The 24,473-nt window shown below is 71.0% G+C and carries 23 protein-coding genes; 8 read left to right on the top strand and 15 right to left on the bottom strand.

The window, feature by feature from the left end; genetic code table 11:
• Positions 1-1,278, bottom strand: a 1,278-nt coding sequence (locus tag ACFV2J_RS36935) for a glycosyltransferase (protein ID WP_385442840.1), incomplete at its 3' end; no start/stop codon positions are given.
• Between the two features lie 142 nt (positions 1,279-1,420).
• Between ACFV2J_RS36935 and ACFV2J_RS36940 the strand changes: the two genes are divergently transcribed.
• On the top strand, positions 1,421-1,843 hold the full coding sequence (locus ACFV2J_RS36940; protein ID WP_385084528.1) for a BlaI/MecI/CopY family transcriptional regulator: 423 nt from the start codon (positions 1,421-1,423) through the stop codon (positions 1,841-1,843).
• 4 nt (positions 1,844-1,847) lie between these two features.
• Positions 1,848-2,873: a M48 family metalloprotease gene (locus ACFV2J_RS36945; RefSeq protein ID WP_385084526.1), complete on the top strand. Its 1,026-nt coding sequence runs from the start codon at positions 1,848-1,850 to the stop codon at positions 2,871-2,873.
• A 472-nt stretch (positions 2,874-3,345) separates the two neighbouring features.
• Here the strand turns inward: ACFV2J_RS36945 and ACFV2J_RS36950 are convergent, their stop codons facing one another.
• Positions 3,346-4,002 (bottom strand): response regulator, encoded by a 657-nt coding sequence (locus ACFV2J_RS36950; protein ID WP_385084524.1) that lies wholly within the window; start codon positions 4,000-4,002, stop codon positions 3,346-3,348.
• The gene (locus ACFV2J_RS36955) at positions 3,999-5,261 is read right to left on the bottom strand and encodes a sensor histidine kinase (RefSeq protein ID WP_385084522.1); all 1,263 of its coding nucleotides are present in this window, start codon (positions 5,259-5,261) and stop codon (positions 3,999-4,001) included. The genes ACFV2J_RS36950 and ACFV2J_RS36955 overlap by 4 nt, the downstream gene beginning before the upstream one ends.
• Before the next feature lie 131 nt (positions 5,262-5,392).
• Between ACFV2J_RS36955 and ACFV2J_RS36960 the strand changes: the two genes are divergently transcribed.
• Positions 5,393-6,127: a class I SAM-dependent methyltransferase gene (locus tag ACFV2J_RS36960; RefSeq protein ID WP_385084520.1), complete on the top strand. Its 735-nt coding sequence runs from the start codon at positions 5,393-5,395 to the stop codon at positions 6,125-6,127.
• A 228-nt stretch (positions 6,128-6,355) separates the two neighbouring features.
• Here ACFV2J_RS36960 and ACFV2J_RS36965 read toward each other — a convergent pair whose 3' ends face one another.
• The 6 genes from ACFV2J_RS36965 to ACFV2J_RS36990 form a co-directional block, all read right to left on the bottom strand.
• On the bottom strand, positions 6,356-7,189 hold the full coding sequence (locus tag ACFV2J_RS36965) for a PIG-L family deacetylase (RefSeq protein WP_385084518.1): 834 nt from the start codon (positions 7,187-7,189) through the stop codon (positions 6,356-6,358).
• Between the two features lie 330 nt (positions 7,190-7,519).
• A complete protein-coding gene (locus ACFV2J_RS36970; protein WP_385084516.1) occupies positions 7,520-8,620 on the bottom strand; it encodes a DUF4184 family protein in 1,101 nt (366 codons plus the stop codon).
• A gap of 189 nt (positions 8,621-8,809) precedes the next feature.
• Positions 8,810-9,685 carry a hypothetical protein gene (locus tag ACFV2J_RS36975; protein ID WP_385084514.1) on the bottom strand — a complete coding sequence of 292 codons (876 nt, stop codon included), beginning with the start codon at positions 9,683-9,685 and terminating at the stop codon, positions 8,810-8,812.
• Entirely contained in the window at positions 9,682-10,017 is a 336-nt protein-coding gene (locus ACFV2J_RS36980; RefSeq protein WP_385084512.1) for a PadR family transcriptional regulator, read from the bottom strand. Before ACFV2J_RS36980 ends, ACFV2J_RS36975 begins: the two co-directional genes overlap by 4 nt.
• An 83-nt stretch (positions 10,018-10,100) precedes the next feature.
• Positions 10,101-10,820: a DUF4142 domain-containing protein gene (locus ACFV2J_RS36985; RefSeq protein ID WP_385084556.1), complete on the bottom strand. Its 720-nt coding sequence runs from the start codon at positions 10,818-10,820 to the stop codon at positions 10,101-10,103.
• Between the two features lie 178 nt (positions 10,821-10,998).
• On the bottom strand, positions 10,999-11,436 hold the full coding sequence (locus ACFV2J_RS36990) for a winged helix-turn-helix transcriptional regulator (RefSeq protein ID WP_385084510.1): 438 nt from the start codon (positions 11,434-11,436) through the stop codon (positions 10,999-11,001).
• Positions 11,437-11,696: 260 nt separating this feature from the next.
• Here ACFV2J_RS36990 and ACFV2J_RS36995 point away from each other — a divergent pair, with 260 nt between their 5' ends.
• Both ACFV2J_RS36995 and ACFV2J_RS37000 read left to right on the top strand, forming a co-directional pair.
• A complete protein-coding gene (locus tag ACFV2J_RS36995; protein ID WP_385086419.1) occupies positions 11,697-12,677 on the top strand; it encodes a nitrilase-related carbon-nitrogen hydrolase in 981 nt (326 codons plus the stop codon).
• A gap of 606 nt (positions 12,678-13,283) precedes the next feature.
• Positions 13,284-14,645 carry an MFS transporter gene (locus ACFV2J_RS37000; protein WP_385442850.1) on the top strand — a complete coding sequence of 454 codons (1,362 nt, stop codon included), beginning with the start codon at positions 13,284-13,286 and terminating at the stop codon, positions 14,643-14,645.
• Between the two features lie 416 nt (positions 14,646-15,061).
• On the opposite strand, the gene ACFV2J_RS37005 is transcribed toward ACFV2J_RS37000, so the two are convergent.
• The gene (locus tag ACFV2J_RS37005) at positions 15,062-15,328 is read right to left on the bottom strand and encodes a hypothetical protein (protein ID WP_385086413.1); all 267 of its coding nucleotides are present in this window, start codon (positions 15,326-15,328) and stop codon (positions 15,062-15,064) included.
• Between the two features lie 186 nt (positions 15,329-15,514).
• On the opposite strand from ACFV2J_RS37005, the gene ACFV2J_RS37010 reads away from it, so the two are divergent.
• Positions 15,515-15,973 (top strand): winged helix-turn-helix transcriptional regulator, encoded by a 459-nt coding sequence (locus ACFV2J_RS37010; protein WP_385086411.1) that lies wholly within the window; start codon positions 15,515-15,517, stop codon positions 15,971-15,973.
• 52 nt (positions 15,974-16,025) lie between these two features.
• Here the strand turns inward: ACFV2J_RS37010 and ACFV2J_RS37015 are convergent, their stop codons facing one another.
• From ACFV2J_RS37015 to ACFV2J_RS37035, 5 genes are all read right to left on the bottom strand, one after another.
• On the bottom strand, positions 16,026-16,922 hold the full coding sequence (locus ACFV2J_RS37015; protein WP_385086408.1) for an NAD(P)H-binding protein: 897 nt from the start codon (positions 16,920-16,922) through the stop codon (positions 16,026-16,028).
• 61 nt (positions 16,923-16,983) lie between these two features.
• Positions 16,984-17,649, bottom strand: a complete 666-nt coding sequence (locus ACFV2J_RS37020; RefSeq protein WP_385086406.1) for a winged helix-turn-helix transcriptional regulator — start codon at positions 17,647-17,649, stop codon at positions 16,984-16,986.
• On the bottom strand, positions 17,646-17,954 hold the full coding sequence (locus tag ACFV2J_RS37025) for a hypothetical protein (RefSeq protein WP_385086403.1): 309 nt from the start codon (positions 17,952-17,954) through the stop codon (positions 17,646-17,648). Before ACFV2J_RS37025 ends, ACFV2J_RS37020 begins: the two co-directional genes overlap by 4 nt.
• Positions 17,955-18,245: 291 nt before the next feature.
• Positions 18,246-19,301: an MBL fold metallo-hydrolase gene (locus tag ACFV2J_RS37030; RefSeq protein WP_385086400.1), complete on the bottom strand. Its 1,056-nt coding sequence runs from the start codon at positions 19,299-19,301 to the stop codon at positions 18,246-18,248.
• Between the two features lie 68 nt (positions 19,302-19,369).
• The gene (locus ACFV2J_RS37035) at positions 19,370-19,891 is read right to left on the bottom strand and encodes a carbonic anhydrase (RefSeq protein ID WP_385442856.1); all 522 of its coding nucleotides are present in this window, start codon (positions 19,889-19,891) and stop codon (positions 19,370-19,372) included.
• Between the two features lie 176 nt (positions 19,892-20,067).
• Here ACFV2J_RS37035 and ACFV2J_RS37040 point away from each other — a divergent pair, with 176 nt between their 5' ends.
• Positions 20,068-20,484 (top strand): hypothetical protein, encoded by a 417-nt coding sequence (locus ACFV2J_RS37040; RefSeq protein ID WP_385086394.1) that lies wholly within the window; start codon positions 20,068-20,070, stop codon positions 20,482-20,484.
• Between the two features lie 447 nt (positions 20,485-20,931).
• A complete protein-coding gene (locus ACFV2J_RS37045; protein ID WP_385442860.1) occupies positions 20,932-24,459 on the top strand; it encodes a phosphodiester glycosidase family protein in 3,528 nt (1,175 codons plus the stop codon).
• Positions 24,460-24,473 lie beyond the last annotated feature (14 nt).

The following is a 24,473-nucleotide window of genomic DNA, read 5'->3' on the forward strand; positions in this document are numbered from 1 at the left end:
TCCCGTGACCACGGCGCCCGCCCATACGGCACACGCGACCGCGACCGTGGCGGCGAGCCGGCGGGGTGCCCTTCGCGACGGGGTGGACGCCGGCCGCCGCGGCACCGGGCCGCGCCGGTGCCGCCGTGCGATCTCCGCCGCCGGGCCCTGGCCGGGAGTTCGGGGGAAGAGGGCGCGGGCGGCCTCGCGCTGCCGCGCCCCGAGTGCGCCGTCCGTCAGATCGGTGAGCACGGCCTTCAGATCCGCCGGGTCACGGATCCACACCGCCACGCCGGCCTCGTGGAGCGCGGCGGCGTTGGTCAGGCCGTGACCCGGTATGCAGCGGTAGCTCGCGACCGGCAGCCCCGCCGCGAACGCCTCCAGCGAGGTCAGGCCGCCCGCGTTCTGCACCAGGACGTCGGCGGCGTTCATCAGGGCGGGCATGTCGTCGACCCACCCGTAGGCGTGCTCGATGCCCTCGGCGCGCAACCGTGCGGCCAGCGCCTCGTTGCGGCCGCAGACGACCACCGGGACGACCGCGCCCGAGTCACGCAGTTCGAGGGCCACCTGCCGGACAGGCCCGACGCCCCACGAGCCGGCGACCAGCAGCGCGAGCGCGGCCTTCTCCGGCAGTCCGAATCCGGCCCGGGCCCGGGCGCGTTCCGCCCCGGTGCAGGGCCGGAACCGCGGGTCGGTGACCGGCCCGCACACCCGCACGGTCCGGGCCCCGGCGGCACGCGCCTGGGCGGCGGTCACCGGATGGGCGGCCAGATGCACGTCCACGCCGTCCGCCACCCACAGCGGGTGCACGGAGAAGTCGGTCAGGTACGTCAGGACGGGAACGGCCAGCCTGCCGTCCCGGCGCAGACGCCCCAGCACCTGGCTGGACCCGGGGTAGGTGGAGACGACCGCGCTCGTACCCGGGTGCAGGGCGCGCAGCACCCGGTGTTCGGCCGCGCGCAGCAGCGCCCGGGCGGCCGGGCCGCCACCTCCGGCGCGCTCGCTGTTGGAGTAGATCAGCTGATAGGCCCACGGGGCACGGACGAGCATCCGGTGGTATCCCGTCCGGACCGCCCGGCCGAGTCCGGCGGGCAGGAGGTCCAGCAGGTCGTGGCGGTCCACGGTGAACCCGTCCGCCGTGAGGCGGCGGGCCAGTTCGGCCGCCGCACCGTCGTGACCGGCGCCGACGCTCGCGGAGAAGATCGCGATCCGGCCCGTGTGCGGCGTCCTGGCCGCGCGCGGGCCCGGCAGGGCGCGCGCGGCCACGGGTCCGGGGAGCATGCGTTCGGCGTGGGGCATGGGCTGTTCCTCCACCGTCAGAGGGCATGCGGGATCTACAACATGTAGTAGTTCACGCTTGGAAGCCCGGAGCATACCTCCTACAATTAGTAGGAGATCGCCGGGTACGCTGTTCGGAACGCGGGAGCAGGGGAGACGGACGGTGAGCGAACCGAGGGGGCAGGAGCCCCCTGGCGGACCGGGCAGGCGGGCCCGCGGTGAACTGGAGAGCGACGTCCTCGCCGCACTTTGGGCCGCGGACGGCCCGATGACCGCCCGTCAGGTGCGGGAGCGCCTGGCCGCCGGCCTGGCCTACACCACGGTTCTGACGATCCTGACCCGTCTCCACGACAAGGGCATGCTGGTCCGGTACCGAGAGGGCCGGGGATACGCCTACACCCCGGCTCGGGACGAGGCCTCGCACACCGCCCGGCGCATGCGCTCGCTCCTGGAGGGCGGACCGGACCGCGAGGCGGTGCTGACCCGCTTCGTCTCCGAACTGTCCGAACAGGACGAGGAGTTGCTGCACAGTCTGCTGTCCGAGCACGAGGCGCGCGGCGGCGAGACGTCCGACGGAAGGCACTGAGCCGGTGCGGATCAGCGTCTACGTCCCGTTCCTGGTATCCGCTCTGCTCACGCTGCTGGCGCCACGTCCGGCGCGACGCCTGGCCCCACGCCCCGCCGCATGGGCCCTGGCCTGCGCCGCGCTCGTCACGGCGGCCGGATGGACGGCATCGCTGGCCCTGCTGGCCTTCACCGGCGTCGCGCAGATACCCCAGGTCGCCGCCGAGGGCCACTGGTCGGTCCGGGCCGTGCGAGCCGCCGACCCGGTGTACCTCACCGTCGCGGCCGGCAGCGCGCTGCTCCTGGCCGTGAGCCTCGTCCTGTTGGCCGTGGCCGCCCTGCGGCACATCCACCAGGCCGCCCTGGCCCGGCGGGAGTGTGCCCGGCTGCCCGGTGACACCGAGCTGGCCGTACTCGACGACGACGCGCCGCTGGCGTTCGCGCTGGCGGGTAACCCCGGACGCATCGTGGTCTCCCGGGGCATGCTGCGGTGCCTCGACGACGACGAGCGCGGCGCGCTGCTGGCGCACGAGCGGGCGCACTTGAACGCCGGGCACCATCGCTTCCAGACCCTCTGGCGGCTCACGGCGGCGGTGAACCCGCTGCTGCGGCCGCTGGCGGACACCGGCGCGTTCGTGCTGGAACGCTGGGCGGACGAGGAGGCCGCCGCGCAGGTCGGCGACCGCGCGGTCGTCGCTCGCGCCGTCGGGCGAGCCGCCCTGGCGTCCGCCGGAGCGTCACGCCCCAGCGTCCTCGCGGCGACGGGCGGGGTCGTCCCCCAGCGGGTACGGGCCCTGCTGGCGCCGCCTCCCACACGCCGAACGCTGCCCTTCGTGGCGGGCGCCCTGCTGCTGGTCCTGTGCTTCGTGAGTCTGGCCGACGCCGCGTCCGACAGCGACGAGATGGTCGACAGCGCGAAGCGGGTGCAGTGTGCCGCGCAGGACGCGCAACTCCCCACGACAGCCGCCACGGCGGAGCACCGGCGCTGGCGGCACGACTTCTGCCGCGGCCACCGGGAGGACCGCGAGGAGCTCAAGGGGCACCGCGTATAGCCGAGCGGTACGTGCGTCCCGGGGAACCGGAGCGGTATGTGCGTGCTCTGGTCCGGAGCGGTACGCGGGCGGCTCCGACCGGAACGGTACGTGCGTCCCGGTGGACGGCGCGGCACGGACGGCCTGGTGACCGGTGTGGCACGTACGCCGTTGTGACCGGTGCGGCACGCATGCCGTTGTGACTGGTGCAGCACGGACGGCCTGGTGACTGGTGCGGTACGCACTTCCCGTGGCCGGTGCGGCACGGACTTCCCGTGATCTGAGCGGTCGTGCCCCCGGGCCGGGACGGGGCGGGACGGTGCGGTGCGGGCATTCTCGCCCCCGTCGTGGCCCGCCCCCTCACCCGGTGCAACACCCTGGGGTGATCCGGGAGTTGGTGGCAGAACTCGTCGTCCCCGCCAGGGTGCCGGTCACGGCGCTTCCAGGGGACAGCCGGACGGCCTCCGTCCGCGACGAACCGGTGACGAACCGGTCAGTCGTGGCCGCCCAGTCCCGCGTCGCGGGCCAGCAGGGCGGCCTGGACGCGGTTGCCCGCGCCCAGAGCGCCGAGGATCCGGCTGACGTGTGCCTTGACGGTGCTCTCGCGCATCCCCAGCGCCGTCGCGATCTCCGCGTTGGAATCACCCTGGGCGAGCCGTGCGAGGACATCCGTCTCACGAGGCGTCAGGCCCCCGACGCGGGCGCGCGCTTCCAGTACCCGGGGACGGCCGGCGTGGTGGAAGCGGTCGATCAGGCGACGCGCGGCGGCCGGATGCAGGATGCCCTGGCCGGCCGCCACCACGTGCACCGCGCGGATGATGTCACGTGGCGCGGTGTCCTTGAGCAGGAAGCCGTCCGCGCCGGCGGCGAGCGCGTCGTAGACGTACTCGTCGAGGTCGAAGGTCGTCAGGGTGATCACCCGTGGCGGGTCCGGGAGCGCGCGCAGCCGGCGGGTCGCGGTGATGCCGTCCATGCGGGGCATGCGTACGTCGACCAGGGCGATGTCGACCCGGTGCCGGCCGGCCTGTTCGACGGCGGCCAGGCCGTCCGGCGCCTCGGCGACGACGGTCAGTTCCGCGTCGGTGGAGAGCAGGTCGACGAGGCCGAGCCGGACCAGGGCGTCGTCGTCGGCGACCAGGACATTGATCATGGACGGAACACCTGAGGCGCGGTGGACGAGGACGAGGGCAGCCGGGCGGAGAGCCGCCAGCCGTCACCGGAGGCACCGGTGTGCAGGTGACCGCCGAGCGCCGCGACCCGCTCCGCCAGACCGATCAGGCCATAGCCACCGGGAGTTGGAGAACCCTCGGGAGACGGGGCACCTCCGGGAGACGGGGCACCTCCGGGAGACCCGGACCTCTCGGGGACACCGGACCGTCCGAGGAGCCCGCCGTGCCCCGCGTGCCCGTTGACCACGTCCACCGTGGTGACCGGCGGCCCGTAGTGCACGCTCACCGCGACGGGCGCGTCATGGGCATGCTTGCGAGCATTGGTCAGGGCCTCCCGTACGAGCCGGTGCACGGCCAGCCGGTGGCTGGTGGACGCGCCCTCCGTGTCGCCGGAGACCACCGACTCGATGACCTGACCGGCGGCCCGGGCCTCGGCGAGCAGCTCGTCCAGGTCCCGCAGAGCCGGCGCCTGAACGGGTGTCGCGCCCTCGGCCCCGGCGGGCCGGTCGGACCGCAGCGCCCCCAGCACCTCGCGCAGATCGTCCAGCGCCTGCCCGGCCGTGTCGCGCAACAGAGCCAGTCGCTCGCGGCCGACCGGCGACATCCCCTCCTCGCGCAGCTGGAGCACTCCGGAGTGCAGCATCAGCAGGCTCAGCCGGTGCGCGAGCACGTCGTGCATCTCGCGGGCGATGCGGGCCCGCTCAGCCGACCGCGCCTGCTCGGCGCGCAACTCGTGCTCCACGCGCAGCTGTTCCACCTGGTCCCGCAGCGCGCCCAGCAGTCTGCGCCGGCTTCCCGCCCACATGCCGAGGGCCAGGGCGAGGGCCACCAGCACGGCGTTCCCGACGCCGGAGGCCGTCCAGGTGGTCAGCCGTATCCAGGAGAGCGGGCGGCCCAGCACCAGCGCGACGGCCAGCCAGGGCAGCCCGGCGCCCAGCGCGACCCCCAGACACACCCACACCGCCCGCAGCCGGCCACGCGAGGCGAAGTGGTACAGCGTCACCAGCAAGGGGGCCACCGAGCCCAGGGAGACGGAGACCAACGCGAGGCCCGCGACCACCTTCGGGAACCGATGGCGGCCGAGCGCCGCGAACGACGCGGCGGCTCCGATCCACGGGGCGGGATCGGCGAGGGTGTCACCTGCCGAACGAAAGCCCTCCAGAACGGATATCAGGGCGAGCAGCACCGCGGCGGGCGTCTCCACCCACAGCGGTACACCACGTTCCGGACCGGATCTCACCTCGTCATCCTAGGGACGATGCTGCACCCGTACCCCCGACGAAGGGACATCCCGACCCCCGACTTTCGTCGGGTGCCGGCGCCGCACAACGGCCGATTCCGTGGCGCCCGGCGCTGCCTAGCGTCCGTGCCATGAGTTCCCTCCCGACGCGCACCTCTTCCGTCCGGCGCACCCCGGCCCGGCGCCTCGCCGACCGCCGGCTGTTCCTCGCCGAGACGTTCCGGACCTTCCGTACGACCGGGGCCGTGACCCCCAGCGGCCGGTACCTCGCCGAGGCCCTGGCCGCGCCGCTCGCGCAGCGCACGGGTCAGCCGCGTGCCGTGCTGGAGGTGGGTGCCGGAACCGGTGCGGTCTCCCGGGTGCTGGCGGACCTGCTCGGCCCCGAGGACACCCTGGACCTGGTCGAGGCCAACCCCCGTTTCGCCCGTCTGCTCGCGGCCGACCTGCGTGCCGATCCGCGGCTGGCGGCCCACGGGGAGCGCGTTTCGCTGATCGCCGGGCCGGTCGCGGAGCTCGACCCCGAGGCCCGTTACGACGTGATCGTCTCCGGGCTGCCGTTCGCCAACTTCCCTCCCGGCGAGGTGTCCGGCCTGCTCGCGCGGTACCTGACCGCGCTCAAGCCCGGCGGCCATCTGACGTACTTCGGATACCGCGGCACGGGCCGCCTCCGCGCGCTGGTGGGCACCTCCCGGAGCCTGGCCCGGCACAGCGGGGTCATCCATGTGCTGGACACCTTCCAGCAGACCCACGGCGCCGGCTTCCGTACCGTGTGGGGCAACATTCCACCGGCCCGCGTGTGGCATCTGCGCGCCCCGGAGGTGTCACCTCGACGGCTTCCCGCGGCGTCCGTCCGGACGGCGCCGTGACAGCTCCGGTCCGGCTCTCCCCGTCGGTGTGACCTCCGTGCCGGACTTGTGACCTCCGTGCCGGACTGAGGACGGGCATTCCGCCCCCGCCTCATCGTCCTGTCCGGACGGCACGAAGCCGTGAGGCGAAGGGTGCGGACCGCGCGACGGCCCGGCCCGGTGGCGGCCGCCGCGCGGCCGGACAGGCGCGCGGGCGACGAGCCTGCCCTGGCCGGGCGGACGGGCGGATCAGCGCAGTCCGGCGAAGAGATCGTTCTCGGGAACGGCCGCGCCGGTGGCGTCCTGGACCCGAAGGAAGGTCTCCATGCCCATGAACTCGCCGAACCTCTCCTTGCCCATCTTGAGGAAGAAGATGTTCTCGCCCTGACTGGCGTGCGCGGCCAACGCGTCGAACTTCTGACCGCTGAACGCGGTGGTGTCCACCCACGTGGTGATCTCGTCGTCGGGCAGACCGATCTCGGCCATCGCGGCGGCCTCGGCAGGATCCGGCTCCGGCATGTCCTCGTTGAACTCGCGGATGATCTCGCCGAACCGCTGCATCATCGAGCGGGGCATCGTCGTCCAGTACACCTTCGGTGTCAGCGAGGTCATCTCCAGCGCCGCCATCGTGATGCGGTGGGCCTGGATGTGGTCGGGGTGGCCGTAGAAGCCGTTCGCGTCGTAGGTGACGACCACATCGGGTCGGTAGTGCCGCATGAGTTCCGCGAGCCGGGCGGCGCCTTCCTCGACGGGGGTCCCCCAGAAGGAGCCGGGAGCGTCGTTGCTCGGCCAGCCCGTCATCCCGGAGTCGGCGTAGTCCAGCATCTCCAGATCGCTGATCTTCAGGACGTCGCAGCTCGCCTGGAGTTCCTGACGGCGCAGCGCGGCGACGGCCGCCGGATCGTGCCCGGGATCGCCCGGCTTGACGCCGCCCGGTCCGTCACCGCAACCGCCGTCGGTACAGGTCACGAGAACCGTGCGGATGCCTTCCGCCGCGTACTGCGCGAGGACCCCTCCGGTTCCGGTGGCCTCGTCGTCGGGGTGGGCATGTACTGCCATGAGCGTCAGGGGCCGGTCGGTCATGAAAAAGTCCTCCTGCGGAAATACGTCTTGGTCCGAGTGCACGGCGGGCGTACCGCCATTCTGGGGCCCGGGTCCTGGTGGGGCGGACGGACCCCGTGGTCTCCGTGTTCCCCGCCCCTGCGGCGCCGGTCCCTCGGCCGCTGTAACCGCTCGGCCCGCACCGGCTGTTCCCGGCCGGCGCCGCGGGGCCCGAGGCGCAGACGTCAGGTCGCGTACGACGGCGCGCGGGCCGACCGGTGGTCGTCGGGGGTGGGGCGGCGACGGCGCCGCGTGTGCGGTGGCGGCAGGTCTGCGCCCCTCGCCGGTGAACTCGTCCACGGCCGTCGGCCGTCAGGTCCCGTCATGGTCCGGCCGGGGTGAGGGCGCGGCGCCGGCTGGCTTGCCCGGTTTGCGGGACAGGGTCCCGATCTGCCAGGCGGCGGAGTACAGCAGCAGGGCGACCGCGAGGGCGGCGCCCGCTCTCCTGGCGGCTCCGGTCAGCACGCCTTCGGCGAGGGTGCCCCACGGGGCCGGGACCGTTTCGGAAGGGTAGGTGGTCTCGCTCGTACCGTTGCCCAGGTCGACGGTGGCCGGATGGCCGTAGTCCACCTCGGTCACGTAGCGGTAGGCGTCGAAGTCGTCGGGGGCGGTCGCGGCGACGCCCAGCAAGGGGGCCGCGACCAGCAGGGTCACCACGCTCCACCGCGTCGCGGGAGCCAGGTGCGCACCGGTGTCGCCGCGGTCATGGGTGCGCAGACGGCCCCGCCGGCCCCACAGGTGGCGGCCGACGGCCGCCAGGCCGAGGATCGTACTCGCGTACTGGAGCAGCCGGGCGACCGTCAGGCCGCCCAGGGCCGAGGCGCGCAGCGGCCGCACGTGGGCGACCAGGAAGCCGTCGCCGTGGGTGAAGGAGTCCCACGCCAGGTGGGAGGCGATACCGATCAGGGCGGAGAGGAGCAGCCACAGGGTGTACCGCGCCCTGGCCGGCAGACCGGTCGTCCGCTCGGGCGGCGGAAGACGGAGGCCGGAGGGGAGCAGGGCCGTGACCGGCGCGCGCAGCATCCGGTGGGCGGCGACCAGACCGATGGCCAGGGGCAGGTCGAGCAGCGGGCCCCCACCGGGGGAGTGCGTCCCGGAGGCGTTGAGGAGGGGTTCGTACCACTCCTGGGGGCTGGTCGCGGACACGCCGAGGGCGGCCAGGAAGTACGGGACGTCGGGTGCCACCGTACCCGCGACCAGGGCGGCCGGGACGAACGGCCGTCGCATCAACGGCAGCACTGCCGCGGGGTGGGACAGGGTGAACGGCAACTCGATGACCTTCCCTGCCGGGACGGGACCGGCCGAGGCGATCGCGCCCCACGGGAAGGCGCTTCGCCACCCGGGGCGTCCGGGATCGCCCGCCCGGCCCGGCCGGGCGGCGCGCACGGATAGAACACTCAGGAGAGTATTCATCTCAACGGACTATCGCAACGTCGGAGGGGTGCGGTGTGGCGGACGCGAGGAAGCCGCCGGCCGGGACACCGTGCCGGCATGCGGAAGCCGGCCTCCCGTCAGCGGCTGCCCGTGAGCGGTCGTGCGTCCGTGACCGTGCGTCAGTGACCGCCTGTCAGTGGGCGGTCGGCCGGGGCGGAAACGGCCGGGTCAGCGTGGGCGGCGCACCGTCTGGAAGAGCGCCGTGAGCGCGGCCGCGAGCGGCAGGAGAAGGAGGACGCCGAGAACGGGTCGGAGATCGCCCCAGGCGTCCGTGTAGGCGTAGCCGGCCAAGGAGGGTGAGGCCAAGGCCATCGCGCCGATCTCGCGCAGACCGGAGGAGCGCGCGCGGAGGGCGAGGACGGCCCCCGTGACAGCGAGGACCAGGATCGGCCAGGCGCCGTAGTCCGTGGTCACACCGAAGGCCCTGGTGTCCACGACGACGACGGGGAACCACGCCACGGCGGCCATGGCTCCGGCGGCCGCCGACCATCGCCTGTCACCACGGCGGTCCGGAGGGCACGCGAGGACGACGGCGACGGTCAGCAATGCCGCGACCGGAGAGACGGCCTCGTCGTCGTACACGCGTGTGCCGACGGCCCATTGCGCGGCCGTCCCCAGCAGCCCGCACGCGGCCACTCCCACGCCCAGCCCCCACCGGCCGGTCAGGGCGATGACCGCGCCGACGCACACCAGCAGGGAGAGCAGCAGGTACAGGGCCCACGGACCCTCCATGGTGGAGAGCTGGACCCTCACCGGGGCCGGCGAGAGGACGAGCCCGGCGTACCAGCGCGTCAGGTGCAGACCGCTGTTCACCGCACCGGCCGCCAGCGCGAACGGGGCGGCCAGGGCGAGGAGACGCCCCGCGCGCGACGCCGAGTCAAGCCTGAGGCGAACCCGGAGAGCGTGCGCGGCCAGGTCGGCGTCCGCGCGCAGGCGGGCCGGACGCGGCATGCCCGCCGTCATCTCCCTGTGCACGTCCACGATTTCCTGACCGTGCGCGGCCCGGTACGCGGCCGGATACAGCCGGGCCAGGACATCGGTCACGCCGATGCCGCCGCGCCGTCGGCCAGACGCCGTCTCACCTCCCGGGCTGTCGCGGCCAGCCGCTCCGCCTCGGCCTCCAGCCGCTCCCGCCCGGCGGGAGCGAGAGCGAAGATCCGACGGGCCCGGCCGCCCACCACCTCCTCACGCTCCACCCGGATCAAACCCTCCGCCAGCAGCCTGTCCAGCGCCCCGTACAGCGCCCCGGTACGCGGCACCACCCGGCCGTCGGTCATGGCCTTGACCTCCTGGGCGACGGCGTACCCGTGACGCGGCGCGTTCGCCAGCGCCGTCAGCAGCAGCAGCGCCAGCTCCTGCATCCCTCGGTCACTCATGCCGACAGAGTATTCCGCCCGACGGAGGCTGCGTGCGTGCGTGCGGGAGGGCGCCGGACCGCTGGTCGCCGGCCCCGGCGGGGCTACCGGACCTCCCCCTTCACTCCGTTCACGGCGGCGTTGAGGTCCAGCGGTGTGGAGGTCGGGTTGGGCGGGGGGCTCAGGACGACCTGGGGCTGGCCGGGTACCGGGTTCGGCGGGGTCATGTCGGACTTGGGCAGCTTGGGCGGGGTGGTCTGGTTGAAGACCGTGGTGTCGAAGTCGACGAGGCCGGTCTTCTCCATCACCGTGATGTGGTCGAGCACCGTGTCGTTGGCCTGGTTGGCCAGGGCGCGGATCAGCGTGTTCTTGGTGGTCGAGCGGACCTTGGCGATCGTGTTGAAGATCGAGCCGTGGGTCATGCGCAGGATGTTGGCGAAGTCGACGTCGAACTGCTTCCCCGACTCGCCCTTCAGCTGGGTGACGAACCCCTCCTGCTGGGGGCTGGCCACGTTGGGCAGCGTGATGTTCAGCATCGGCGCGATCTTGCGGCAACTGGTGTCCAGGGCGGCGTGCCCGTCGACGAGGTGCCGGCTCGCGACCTTGACGGCCTCGCTCTGGCCCTTTTGCAGGCCGATCTGGCCGAGCGGGTGCTCCCACAGGCCTGCCGCGCGCACCTTGACCACGAAGTCCCGTTCGCCTTCGGTCAGCGGCCCCCACTGGGTGTTCGCGATGACCCGGTCGGGCGTGGTCGACACGGTGTCCAGGCCGAGCATCGCCGGGTAGGCGAGCGCGCCGAGTGTCAGGGCGAGAGCACCGCCCACGAAGAGTGTTCCGATCACATTGCCCGAACGCTGCACCGTTCCTCCTGCCTGTCGGCTTGCGCGCCGATCCGTCGCCCCCTGGTGGGGGCGTACGCAGAGGAATACGCGCGGGGAGCCGCTCGCACTCAGTGGAACAGGGGAAAGTGTGACGGACGTGACTTCCGTCGGCGCCGGGCGGTCAGCAGTCCGGGGACGCGCGGTGGACGGAGAACTCACCCGACCGGATCGGCTTCCCGCAGGCCCGGCAGTGGACCTCGGCGACGAACACCTCGCCGCAGACGTCGTGGAGGAAGTCGACCGGAGGCAGGCCCTCGCCGCCGTGGGCGTCGCCCCAGCGTTTCAGGACCAGGACGACCTGTCCGAGGTCGCGGCCCTTCTGGGTCAGCTCGTACCCGGCCGGCCGCCCCTTCTCCGGCGAGCGGGGCCGGAGGATCCCGGACGCGGTGAGTTTTCGAAGCCGGGAGGACAGGACGTCCCTCGGCGCTCCCACCGCTCGCAGGATGTCCGTGTAACGGGACGCGCCGAAGGCCACGGCGCGCACGATGTGCAGGGACCACCGGTCGCTGACCGCGTCGAGCGCGACTGCCAGGGAATCCCGCTTCGGTTTGTTTTCCAAACCAGGATGTGTAAGCTGCGATTGGTTTGACATTCAAACCATAATAGTCGGAGAGGTCGTCGAACCACCACGGGCCGCTCCAGGAGCCCCTGCTCAGCGCCGCGCGGGACCCGTCCGCCGGTGCCGTGATCACCGCCGCGCCGGCTCACGGCGCGTCCCCGCGCCCGGCGAAGTACCCGCGCCGTGCGGGCGGTCCCGCCTGCACGGGCCCACCCGGAACCCCGAGTGGTGACCCCTCATAGGAAGGAAGAGGCCCCACCGTGACCGTCGTGAAGGCTGCCGCAGTCCAGATCAGCCCCGTGCTCCACAGCCGCGCGGGTACCGTCGAAAAGGTCGTCGAGAAGATCCGCGAGCTGGGCACGAAGGGAGTGCGGTACGCGGTCTTCCCCGAGACCGTCATCCCCTACTACCCGTACTTCTCCTTCGTGCAGGCGCCCTACGCCATGGCCAGGGAGCCGCTGCGCCTGCTGGAGGAGTCGGTGACCGTGCCGTCCGCCGAGACCGACGCCATCGCCCGGGCCGCGCGCGAGGCGCACATGGTGGTCTCGATCGGCGTCAACGAGCGTGACGGCGGGACGATCTACAACACGCAGCTCCTGTTCGACGCGGACGGCACGCTGATCCAGCGCCGCCGCAAGATCACGCCGACCTATCACGAGAGGCTCGTCTGGGGGCAGGGCGACGCCTCCGGCCTGCGTGCGGTGGACAGCGCCGTCGGCCGGGTCGGCCAGCTCGCCTGCTGGGAGCACCACCAGCCCCTGGCCCGCTACGCGCTGATCGTCGACGGCGAGCAGATCCACGCCGCGATGTACCCCGGTTCCTTCGGTGGCGCCCTGTTCGCTGAGCAGATCGAGGTCAACATTCGTCAGCACGCCCTGGAAGCCGCCTGTTTCGTCGTCTGCGCGACCGCATGGCTCGACCAGGACCAGGTGGGGCGCATCGCCGAGGACACCGGTGGTCCCGCGCTGTCCGGAGGGTTCTTCACGGCGATCGTCGATCCCGAAGGACGTGTTCTCGGGGAACCGCTCACCTCCGGCGAGGGCGAGGTCATCGCCGACCTCGACTTCGCACTGATCGACCAGCGCAAGCGCCTGATGGACGCACGCGGACACTACAGTCGCCCCGAACTCCTCAGCCTGCGGATCGACCGCACACCGACAGCCCACCTCCACGAGCGCGGCGCTCAGGCTCCGGTCCGCGGCGCTCATGCGGGGGAGGAGGGCTCCTCCGTCGCGGAGTGAGCCGTGTCCCGGCCGTGCTGCTCCCGCGCCCGCCGTGGAAGCGGCACGGGAGCGGCACGGCCGGCGCGGGAGGGGCGGGAGGGGCGCCGTGGTGAGGCCGGCCCCAGAACCCGGAGACGTCCACGACGGTGCCGACGTCGTCGTCAACGCCCCTGTCCGGTGGCGGAGTCCAGGTATCCGATGTGAGCGCTGCGCTCCGGCGCGCGACGGAACGCGATCGACACACGGCGTATGAACAGGTGCCGCCGCTTCGCCCGACAGCCCTGACCGGACCCACGTGTGACCCACCGACGGATTCGACGGGAGCCGGTGCGGGGGCAGTTGTCGCGCCCGCCGATGCCGGGCGGTGAAATGAGCTGCCCGTCCGGCCACTTCGAGTCGATCGTTCACCGTCTCCTCCTGCGGCACCGTGACCCGAAGCGCATGGTTTGAATTTCAAACCATGCGCTGTTAACGTTCCCGAGCAGGTTGAAGCTCACCACAAGACATGAGGAGTTGTGCACGGTGAACAATGCGCAGCGCGCCCCCGTGGGGGATGACCGGAACACTGTCGACGACAGCACCCGGGATGAGGTGCCCGCGGACAATCGTCGCGCTGGTTGGGTGTTGGCCCTGGGCAGTCTCGGCGCCTTCGTGGTCTTTCTCGACACCACGATTGTGAACATCGCCTTCCAGACCATCAGTCACAGTTTCAACACCACGGCCGGGCATTTGGCGTGGGTTCTCAATGCGTACAGCCTGGTGTTCGCGGCGATGCTCATCCCGGCGGGCCGGGTCGCCGACCGCTACGGGCGCAAGAACATATTCATCGTGGGCATCACCGGATTCGCGGTCATGAGCGCGCTGTGCGGGCTGGCGCCGAGTGCGGGCGTGCTGATCACCGCCCGCGCGCTGCAAGCGGTCTTCGCCGCACTCGTCGTGCCGTCCTCGCTGGCGCTCGTCCTCCACGAGTTCCACGCCGCCCGCCGGCATGTCGCGATCGGCGTCTGGGGTGCGATGGCCGCCGCCGCGGCAGCGGTCGGCCCCACGCTCGGAGCGCTGCTCACCGAGTACGCGTCATGGCGATGGATCTTCCTGGTCAACGTGCCGATCGCGGCGGTGATCGTGGTGCTCGGCAGACGTCTGCTCCACGAGTCCCGTGACCCGCAGGCCTCCGGTCTTCCCGATCCGCTCGGCGCGCTCCTCGTGGCAGCGATTCCCGCGCTGCTCAGCTTCTCCATCATCGAGGGACCTTCTCGTGGCTGGTCCGACTCGTGGGTGGTGATCGGATTCGTCGCGGCGGCTCTCGCTCTTCCCGTCTTCCTGTGGCGCACATCGCGGGCCGCACGGCCGGTGATGGATCTCGCTCTCTTCAAGGAACGTCAGTTTTCGGAGATCAATGCAGCGACGCTCCTTTTCTCGACGGCGTTCTTCGGCCTTCTGCTGGCGAATCTGATCTTCCTTCAGACGGAATGGCACTACTCGGTACTGCGCGCGGCGCTCGCCAGTTCCGCCGGACCGATCGTCGTCACCGTCATCGCGCGCTCCACGACCAAGCTGGCCACCGTCGTCGGACATCGCCGCGTCCTTTTCGCCGGCGCCGTCACCTGGACTCTCGGCTGCCTCGGATTCGCTCTTTTCGTCGACTCCTCACCGCACTGGGTGACCCACTGGCTGCCGTGGACCCTGCTCACCGGACTGGGTATCGGTCTCACCCTCCCTGTGCAGTCCGGTGCCGCCGTCGCGAAACTTCCCCCGGCGCAGTTCGCCGTCGGATCCGCGATCAACTCCAGTTTCAGGCAACTCGGGGCGGTACTGGGGGTCAGCATCTTCGTCGCTCTCCTGGGAACTTCGAAAATGGGCCCCGGAGTGGACAATTTCCAGCACATCTGGTGGGTCTTCGCGGCTCTCGGCCTCGCCGCGGGCGTGGTCCAGGCCCTGCCACGGCTGAGGTCGGTGTCCGCGCCCGTCGGGTCCTCCGCGCGCTGAGGATCCCGCCGCGCGCGGCACGGGCGACTCCTGCCCGGGATCTCGAATTCCGATCTCGGGCAGGGGGCCGGCGGCGCCAGGGTGAGCGTGAGGTGACGACCCCTCAGGAGGGTTCGCCCGCCGTCACGTTCACCAGCCAGGAGGTGCCGAACCGGTCGACGCACTGTCCGTGCAGCGCGCCCCAGGCGGACTTGGCGAAAGGCACCGTCACGGTTCCGCCGTCGCGGAGCCGATGCCAGTACGCGGTGAGGTGCGTCTCGTCGCCTCCTAAGGGCTGTCCCGTAATCCCCGGTGGATCAGCGCGCGGCTCAGATGCGGTGCATCGCAAGGCGGAGGGTCGTCCTCATACTGGGTGTATTCGGGCGATCCGACAACGCGGCGAGGTGCCGTAGCTGTCGTCGTGCGCCCGCCGGGGATTACGGGACAGCCCTTAGGGCCACGGAGAAGGAGCCGCCCGGTCCCTGTGCTTCCGGGATCGGGGTGTCCGATCCCATGAGGACGACGCCGACGGCGCCTCTCAGCATCGCGTGGGCGACCAGGTCCTCTTGGCCGGCGCCCTCCGCCCGGTGCAGATCCGCGTACGTGGTGATGTCCAGCGTGCCGCCGAAGACCGAGTGGTAGAACTCCATCGCTTCACGCGCGTTGCCGCCGAAGTTGAGGTAGGGGGTAACTCGAGCGGTCATGGGCCATCCTCCAGTTTGGTTTGAGTTTCAAACCATAACAGTGAGAGTCGCCCGCCCCCAGGGTGGCCCGCACGGCGCTTCGTCCGGGCCCGTCATGGCGCGAAGGCGGGATCGTCCCGTTGTACGCGGGGCGGCCGTCCGCAATGAACGGTTTGATACACAAACCGTGAGTTGATATGCTGAAACATGCCTGATTTTCCCGTAGTCCCCGGAAGGCCCTGCGCGGTCGCGGCCACGCTGGAACTCGTCGGTGACCGTTGGTCGTTGCTGATCGCTCGCGAGATCATGTTCGGCAACCGGCGCTTCAGCCAGATCGCCCGCAACACCGGAGCGCCGCGTGACCGGCTCGCCGCGCGACTCAAATCCCTCGTGGCCGAAGGCATCCTCGAGAAGCACGAGTATCAGGCCACGCGATTCGAGTACCACCTCACCGAGGCGGGCAGGGAGCTTCTGCCCCTGCTCGTCAACCTCCTGGCCTGGGGTGACCGCTGGGCCGTCGCCGAGCCGCCCATGATCCTGGAACACCATGGCCACCGGGTCCGCCCGGCGACTGTGTGCGGCGAGTGCGGGGAAGCGATCGACAGCGGGGGGCTTCACTGGACGCCCAACACGCCAGGATGGTCGATGGCGGGTCCCGAGGCCTGACGCGCCGGACGCGCCGGACGCGCCAGGGATGCCGCTCGTCAACGGTCGCGCTTCATCGGTCGGTGTGGTCGCCTCCTCGGTCGATGGGGTCGTCGTAGAAGGACCGGTTCTGGGTGACGAAGTCCCGGACATCGAGCGGGTCGGCGCCGCCGATCGACTTGACCAGGTCGTTCATGCCGGAGAAGACGCCGTTTCGGTAGTCGACCGCGACGGCGAGAAGGTGTTGGACGAGGTGCTCCGGCGCGCCGCGCTTCTCCAAGATCGCCTTGAATTCGTCGAGGCCGATGGGCACGTAGGTGACCTCGCGGCCCAGGGCTTGCGACATCGCCTCGGCGATCTCGTAGTGGTCGAGCTCCACTGCCCCGTAGAGCGGGTAGATCTTGCCGGCGTGCGGGGCCGGGTCCTCCAGGATGGCGGCGATCACCCTCGCCTGGTCGACGGCGGCGATCGGGGCGTGCCGTCCGTCCGCGAAAGGCAGGCGGAGTTCGCCCGTCCCGTCCCACATGTTGATGAGCCACTCGGCGAAGAAGGTCGGCCGGATGTGGGTGACGGCCACCGGGGAGCGGTCGAGCACGCGTTCCCCGACCCAGTGCTGCCGTGCCGCGTTGCTGGCGGTCTCGCGGCGGGCGGAGATCTGCGACATGTTCACCATCGCCTCCACGCCGGTCTCCTCCGCTGCCTGGGCCACGTTCACCGTGGCATCCAGCAGGCCGGAAGCGATCGGGTAGGTGAAATACAGGGCGTCGATCCCTCGCGTGGCCCGGGCCAGCGAGTCGAGGTCGAGGACGTCGCCTCTCACGATCTCCGCCCCGAGGCCGGCGAGCCTCTCGGAGCGCTCGTCGGCGCGACGGACGAGCGCGCGGACGTGGTGGCCGCGTTCGAGCAGCAGTTCGGCGGTGTGAGTACCGGTCTTACCGGTCGCCCCGATCACCAGAAGATTGCGTTTCACGATGGTTCTCCCTTTCCGGGGACGGGCCTGTGAGGGGGCCTTCGGGCGGTACCGCACGGGATCATGGGAAGCTCGTGCGATGTCCGTCAGGCAGGCGGAACAGCTCGAAGAACAACCGGGCGGTGTCAGGCTCCCCGTCCACGACGAGCTGTCCTGAGGCCACCGCCTCATCGACGGCGGCCTGCCCTTTCGCGAGGGCGTAGAACGTCTCCTTTTCGCAGGTCAGACGCAGGCCGGGCGGGACAGGCGCGCGGCCGGTCGCCAGCCGTACCCGCTCGCCGTCGCCCCGCAGCCACAGCGCCTCCCCGCTCACCACCAGCTCCGTGAGCGTGTCGAAGCGGGCCGCTTCCGCCCGGGCTGTGAGGCGCATCGCCACCGTCGTCCAGGCGACACGGTCCGTGTAGCCGGGCGGCGGGTCTGCCAGACCTGTGCCCCACTCGACGAGGCCGGCGAGGGTCGGCATCAGCGCTTCGCCCCGGTCGGTAAGTTCGTAGGCGGCGGCATGGCCGGGACCGGGCAGCGTGGTACGACGCAGCACGTCGTGCTGCTCGAGGTGCTTGAGACGCGCGGCCAAAAGACTCGTCCCCAAGCCCGGCAGGGCCGACAGGAGATCGACGTAGCGGCGGGGCCCCAGGACGAGCTCCCGCACGATCAGCAGCGTCCATCTCTCTCCCAGCACGTCCAGCGCGCGGGCGATGAAACAGGTCTGCTCGTACGAGCGGGTCATCGCGCCACCTCGATCGGCGGCATCAGCGAGCTCACGGCGGGCAGCGCCCCGACGCCGGGTATCGGAGCGGACAGGCCCACATGGCCCAGCAGGTCGGTGACGACCTGCTGTATCTGCACCCGCTCCACCTCGACTCGGCAGCCGCGTCGGCCCGCACGCTCGGACGCGAGCCCGGTCATCCGGGCGGCGGCGCGGCGAGCTCCGGTGCTGCCCGCTGTCCCGTGCAGCAGGTAGAAGTGGTCGACGGTCCCTCGCGCCTCACGGCGGAATCGGAATCCGACCATCCACCTGTCGTCGCCGCTCATCGACCTCTCCTCCCGTACGCGGGCACCTGCCTGGAACGCTGAGTACCTGCGAAGGTTCAAAATAATATAGTCACCACTACTTGTTTCAGAACCACGACGCGGGCGGAAATCTTCCCGGCGTGGTCGGCAAGTTCGGTCGGCACGATGCGTCCCGGCCGGGCTCGCGCAGACGGGGCCCCGCGGCGGGGTCCACGGCGGAGAGGCCTCGGCAGCCCTGTGGAGGGGGAGAGGCGCACTGTCCGGGAACGGGCGCGGTGTGCCGTGCGGGTGCTCTTTCGCGGCGTGAGGGTGTCAGGCCCGGGTGAGGCGGTACGTGGTGCCGCTGCTGCCGGCGACCCACGCCTCGGGCAGGGCCGCGGCCAGGGCGTGCTGGGCCCGCCAGCCGGTGCAGTGCCCCGGTGCGACGAGGTGCGGGGCGATGTCGCTCAGCGCGGCGACCGTGGGCGCGATGACGGGTTCGAAGGCGGGTCCGCTCAGGTGAAAGCCGCCGAGCAGGGCGTGGAGCGCCGTGACGCCGGTCAGTCGCTGGGCGTGGCGCACGATGTTGACGACCCCCGCGTGACCGCATCCGGTCAGGACGACCAGGCCGCGGCCTTTGAGACGGACGACGAGAGCCTGGTCGTCGATGACGTGCGGGTCGTGCTGCCAGCCGGCGTCGTGCCAGGCCTGGTGCGGCGCCGGCATGCCGTGTTCGAAGTCCGTGGTGCGATCCACCTCGCCGGTGACGAGAACGCTGCCGTCGACGAGGAGCGAGGGTTGCCTGCGTTCGATGACCTCGAAGCCCTCGCCGGTGAGGGCCTTCTTGCTGAGAGTGGGCAGGTCGAAGGTGCTGCGCGAATCCTGGATGCGGCGCCGGGTCCAGGCGTAGGGGTGGACGATCATCGGCATCCTGCTGCCGCCGAGTCTGCCGGCAAGGCCGTCGAGCCCTCCCGCGTGGTCGAAGTGGCCGTGGCTGATGACCACGCCCTGGAGGCCGTCGAGGCGGATGCCCAGGCGGTCGGCGTTGGTGATGATGCCGGAGGGCGACAGCCCCGCGTCGAACATCAGGGTCGTCTCCTTCTCACCGCGCCGGACGGTGACCAGGGCGGAGAACCCGTGCTCGGCCAGGAGGCCTACGGCGGTGCGTCCGGTTTCGAACTGTCCGGCCGGGGTGGCCGCCGGTCCGAAGCCGGTCCTTGCGGTGTGGGCGTCGCCGACGAGCAGGGCGTCGAAGGTGTTGTCCATCAAGACCGTGACACGGACCTCGTCGACGGGCTTGAGGGCGATCGGGTCCACGGCGTCGCCGGGTACGGGACGCGGGGCGGAGAGCGTCGCCTCGTGCGTGGACGCGTGAGTGGTGTCGCACATGACTGTCCGATCGTGTCGATGGCGGCCCGGAGCGCCGGTTCGCGTCGCCCGTCCTGTCCTTGTGTGGTTCAGGCGGTGGGCGGGACGACGACCTCGACGGTTCCGGTGGCCACGTCGTAGAGGAGCCCGGAGACCCGAACCCCTCCCAACCGGGTCTCGGCGCGCAGAGCGGCGACGTCGTGGGCGAGGGCGGCGCGCGGGTCGCTGACCGCCTGTTCGGCCAGGCCCTGCTCGTCGGTCTCGAAGTAGGGTGCGAGCAGGTCGGGTTGGTCCACCAGGAGGGTGATGCCGCAGTGCGTGTGGTGCAGCACGATCAGCTCCCATCCGGGGCCGAGATCGCCACCGGCTGACTGCGTCACCTTGCGGAGCATCGCCAACTCCTCCAGCGTGCGCGGGGTGACGCGGCCGCCGACGTTGCGGATGGCTGCGATCTCGCCCGGGCCCGCACCGAGGACCGCCTCGGGATCGACGCGCGGGTCCACGCAGCCGATCACGATCGCCTTCAGGGCCGGCATCATGCGCAGACCCTCGGTGAACCGGGTCTTCGCGAAATCGGCGTTGCGGCCGGTGAGAGTCTCGACGACACCCATGGTGCGCCCCTCCAGTTAGCGAGTCCATTTTTAGGACTCAGTCGGACATGCCGTAACAGCGTGAGTCCAGAATCGATACCATCCCTGCGGGGCCGCTCACTGACCGACGCGCTCGAAATTCTCGCCGGACCGGGCCGAGTGACCCGAAGACCCCAAGGACAGGAAGAACACGGAGAATGGCGGATTTCATACGAGAGGGACGTCTGTTCCGGCTGGTCAGCTTCGCGGCGTCGCACCGTCAACTGCTGCTGCGCAGCGACGCCCTCGCCGTCGACGGAACGGACACCCGCGTCGAGGTGTACTTCGGGCATGTGGAGCTCATGCTCCTCAAACCCGTCTACCAGAAGGGGATCCACATACGCCCGGCGTCGGAGGCGGAGTTCGCGGTGCTGAAAGAGCGTCATGACCTCGCCGCGGGCGACGCGGGCTTCACCTGGATGATCGAGCCGGACGGCGACAGCTTCGTCGTCTCCGCCGAACCCTCGTGGCGCGAGGCGGACCGCAAGTTCGAGGACCCGTCCCTGTTCGACTTCGCCCAGCCCTGGCCCCCGGACTTCCCCGTGGAGCACGGCAGCGTCGGAGGGACACGCTGAGCGTGCGGTCGGTCCGCGTCCGCAACGTCGAACGTCGGTTGCCGCGCTGGGAGGCCGAGTTCGCCTGCCGATGCTGCGGCGAAGGCTGGGCCCGGGAGGACTGAGGACGCCGGCCGGTGGCGGGCAGCCACGGGTCTGCCGGGCCGTCCGCTCGGAGCGGGTGGTGGGAAGGACGTCCGGGGCGGGTCGCGGAGGTCGACGGCCCCGTGAACCGGTCGGACCCGACGGCGAGCGCACCGGAATGCGGGCGGGGTGTGATCGATCGGGACGAGCGCCATCAACACGGCATCGGAGCCGGGAGAGATGACGGACGACGACCATGGTCCGACGTTCATCTGGCAGATGATCTTTCCTCAACCTGATGAGTCACCGCATTCAGTGCCTGACCGTTCACTGCTGATCATGTTCACTTTGATAAGACAATGTGACGTCTCGCGGGGTCGTTCCGTGAGACGTCGCGGGATGGTGGCGACCGGTGTCGCCGCGCTCGCACTCGGGCTGACGGGCACGTCCACGCCGGCCGTCTCCTTCGCCGCCGCCGGCGACGCCTCGTGGCTCCCTCAGCAGCTCGACTCCTGGTCGACGATCACCCAGCACACGATGACCAAGCCGGTGACGGTGACGAACGGGGTCACCTACTCGGACGGCGCGGTCGACTCGATCGACGGCCGGGTGCCGGTCGACGTCGTGTCCGCGGACACCCGGGACCCGAACGTGCGGCTCGGTGTGGTGGTCTCGCACGACGCCGTGGTAGACCCGCAGGACGAGACGACCTCGTCGATGGCGGTCCGTACCGGAGCGGTGGCCGGGATCAACGGCGGCTACTTCCAGATCAACGCGTCAGGTCAGGCGAACGACGGCGAGATCGTCGGCGGTGAGATCTGGAAGAGCCCGACGTCGAACCACGAGGGCACGATCTCGGTGCTGCGGAACGGCTCCGTCGCGTACGGGAACCAGGTCTTCAGCGGTTCCGTCGCCGTCGACGGCGGCTCGAGCCGTCCACTCAGCTCGGTGAACCGGCTGGCCGACGCGACCGGCGACGGCATCACGCAGATCACGCCTCGGCTCGGAGACGTCGCGAAGACCTGGTTCGGCGGCACCAAGGTCGTCGCGGTGGGCACCTCCGACGACCAGGGCGCGACGATCCGGATCACGGGCGTGACCACCGGTGACTCCCTCTCGGGCCGACAGTACGGTCTGGTCGGCGGGGACGCGGCCAGCGCGGGCGGCCAGTGGATCCAGCAGAACGTCAAGGTCGGCTCGGTTGTGACCACGACGCACCGGATCAGCCCGAACAACGACATCCAGGAGATGATCCAGGGCCCGGGCCGCATCCTCAAGGACGGGGCCGTGTTCCAGGACCCGGTCAACCAGATGCCCAGCGGTCTGCACCCGGAGTCGGTGATCGGCAGCACCGCCGACGGACGCCTGGTCATGGCGACGCTCGACGGCCAGAAGGCGGCCAACGTCGCGCTCGGCGTGGGATGGCAGCAGGTGGCCTCCTACATGCGGTCGCTCGGCGTGCGGGACGCGGTCCTGCTCGACGGCGGCGGGTCGACCGCCATGGCGGTGCGCCGGCCGGGCGACACGCAGGCCACACTGGCCAACACCCCCTCCGACCTCTCCGAGCGGCCGGTCGCCAACGGCCTGTTCGTGTACTCCACCTCGACCACGGCCGGACCGGCGAAGAAGGCGTTCGTCAACGACGGTGCCGCGCTGTCGACGGCCGAGGGCGTGGTCTCGAAGGTGAAGGCGTTCGCGACGGACCGCGCCGGGAACCCCACCAGCGACCCGGTCTTCGTCACGGCCCTGCCCAGCGGCCTGGGCACCTGGACGAACGGCGTCTTCAAGGCCGGCTCGGCCGGTTCCGGCACGCTGACCGTGCGTGCGGGTCGCAAGACCGCCCACGTGAAGCTGACGGTGGCGGCGGCGTTCGACCGGCTGAGCGTCTCCCCCGCACAGCAGGGCCTGGCCAACAACGCCTCGCAGAAGTTCACGGCGCAGGGCACGAACGGCAAGTCCGCGGCGGTCACCGTCGCGCCGGAGTCGGTGACCTGGACGCTCGACCGTAGCGACCTGGGCAGGATCGACCCCGCCACCGGCGTGTTCACCGCGGCCTCCACGGGCAGTGGCGAGGTCCACCTCACCGCCGCGGCCGGAGGACGCACGGCGACCGCGGTGCTGAGCATCGGCTCGGTCATCACACCGCTGCTCACGGCCGACAACGCCGCGGAGTGGCAGATGCGCGCGGACGGTGGCGCCGTCACGGTGCCCGCCGACCACTTCGCCGAGACCACCGACGTGCCGCCGGGATCCGGCCAGGCGCGGGCGCTCCAGGTGGAGTACGCGTTCCCCAACGACACCAAGCAGCACCGGGTGCGGGTGGTGCCGAACAACGGCGCCGGCGCCAAGGCCGACAAGAACGAGCTCGGCCAGGTGCCGCAGAGCCTGCGCTTCCAGTTCAAGGTCGAGAGCGCCGCCCCGCAGAAGTCGTGGATGGTCCTCAACGTCTCGGACGCCGAGGGGCACCTGATGGGGCTCTGGCTCGAGCTGGCCCCGAGCGACTACAACCGGTGGAACGAGCGCAGCGCGAAGCTGGTCTGGGGTGTCTTCACGTCCTACCCGCTGACCATCCAGGACATCAGCCTGGTGGGCCAGAACGCGACCGGCGCCAACGTCGGCAAGTTCACCTTCGCGGGGATGAAGCTCCAGTACTCCGTCGGCACGCCGACGCAGGATGCCCCCTACCAGGCGATCAACCCGGACAACCCGTCCTGGCTGCGGTACACCCAGGATCCGGCCGACTTCCGGCCCGGCGGGCAGACGTTCATCATCGGCGACGACGGCCACCTGGTGGCGGCCAACCCCGACTCGACGAGCGTCAAGAACATCGCCGGCATGGTCGACCGTACGACCGGCAAGTCGTTCCGGACCGCGTCCGGTCAGACCGTCGCACCGCTGCCGGCGCAGGCCCGTCCGGACGTCGCGCTGAGCCTCGGCGACATCGCCGACACCGGCAACAAGGACGACCTCGCCTACGCGAAGGCCCAATGGGAGCAGTTCGGCGTGCCGTTGTACGACGTGGTCGGCAACCACGAGGTGAGCCAGGGCGCCATCCCGCAGAACACCAACTTCTTCGACGTCTTCAAGCAGAACACGCACTTCTCGTTCCAGCAGGGCCGGGCGACGTTCATCGGCCTGGACAACTCCAGCGGCTCGATCGCGGTCTCCGACAAGTTCCAGCAGCCCGCGGAGCCGCAGTACCCGTGGCTGGCCGAGCAGTTGGAGAAGGCGACCACCCCGGTGGTGTTCGTAGGTGTGCACATGCCCGCCTACGACCACGCGCCGAACAAGTCGAACCAGTTCTCGAACCGCTGGGAGGCACAGCAGTACCTCCAGCTGATCCAGGACTACCGGCTGTCGCACCCGAAGCAGCGCGTGGTGCTGATGTACGGCCACTCGCGCGGCTTCGCCGACCAGCTCATCGACCCGCTGGGCAACCCGGCGGACGCGAAGCTGGGCATCCCGCAGTTCACGATCGCCGACATCGGCACACGGCCGTACGTGGCCGCCGACAAGGGAGGTCTCTTCCACTTCGCCCTGTTCCACGTCAACCAGGACGGAACGGTCCAGTACTCGGTCCAGGCCATGCTCAAGTCGATGACCATCGACCAGGGCACCGCCGGCTCCGACGCGGCCGCTCCGCGCACCGACACCATGGTGGCCGGTCAGGCGAAGCAGTTCACGGCGACCGCCGTGAACGCCAACGGCAACGACATCAGCGACCCGCCGACGATGCCGGTGGCCGACCCGATGTCCCACGTCTGGGCGACTTCCAACAAGAAGGTCGCCAGGATCGACCCGGTGACCGGGGCGGTGACCGCGCTCAAGCCCGGCACCACGACGATCTCGGTGACCACGGGCGGCATCACGAGCAAGCTCAACCTGCTGGTCTCCAAGGCGGACCAGGGCTGACGCCCCCGACCGCG

This window comes from Streptomyces sp. NPDC059668, from assembly GCF_042734135.1.
Classification (GTDB): domain Bacteria; phylum Actinomycetota; class Actinomycetes; order Streptomycetales; family Streptomycetaceae; genus Streptomyces.

Bases quoted from the DNA above. Each gene is read 5' to 3' on its own strand.
- ACFV2J_RS36965 (WP_385084518.1), bottom strand. From the start codon at position 7,189: ATGACCGACCGGCCCCTGACGCTCATGGCAGTACATGCCCACCCCGAC.
- ACFV2J_RS36960 (WP_385084520.1), top strand. From the start codon at position 5,393: ATGAGTTCCCTCCCGACGCGCACCTCTTCCGTCCGGCGCACCCCGGCC.
- ACFV2J_RS36980 (WP_385084512.1), bottom strand. From the start codon at position 10,017: ATGAGTGACCGAGGGATGCAGGAGCTGGCGCTGCTGCTGCTGACGGCG.
- ACFV2J_RS37040 (WP_385086394.1), top strand. From the start codon at position 20,068: ATGGCGGATTTCATACGAGAGGGACGTCTGTTCCGGCTGGTCAGCTTC.
- ACFV2J_RS37035 (WP_385442856.1), bottom strand. From the start codon at position 19,891: ATGGGTGTCGTCGAGACTCTCACCGGCCGCAACGCCGATTTCGCGAAG.
- ACFV2J_RS36950 (WP_385084524.1), bottom strand. From the start codon at position 4,002: ATGATCAATGTCCTGGTCGCCGACGACGACGCCCTGGTCCGGCTCGGC.
- ACFV2J_RS37005 (WP_385086413.1), bottom strand. From the start codon at position 15,328: ATGACCGCTCGAGTTACCCCCTACCTCAACTTCGGCGGCAACGCGCGT.
- ACFV2J_RS37010 (WP_385086411.1), top strand. From the start codon at position 15,515: ATGCCTGATTTTCCCGTAGTCCCCGGAAGGCCCTGCGCGGTCGCGGCC.
- ACFV2J_RS37025 (WP_385086403.1), bottom strand. From the start codon at position 17,954: ATGAGCGGCGACGACAGGTGGATGGTCGGATTCCGATTCCGCCGTGAG.
- ACFV2J_RS37020 (WP_385086406.1), bottom strand. From the start codon at position 17,649: ATGACCCGCTCGTACGAGCAGACCTGTTTCATCGCCCGCGCGCTGGAC.
- ACFV2J_RS36970 (WP_385084516.1), bottom strand. From the start codon at position 8,620: ATGAATACTCTCCTGAGTGTTCTATCCGTGCGCGCCGCCCGGCCGGGC.
- ACFV2J_RS37030 (WP_385086400.1), bottom strand. From the start codon at position 19,301: ATGTGCGACACCACTCACGCGTCCACGCACGAGGCGACGCTCTCCGCC.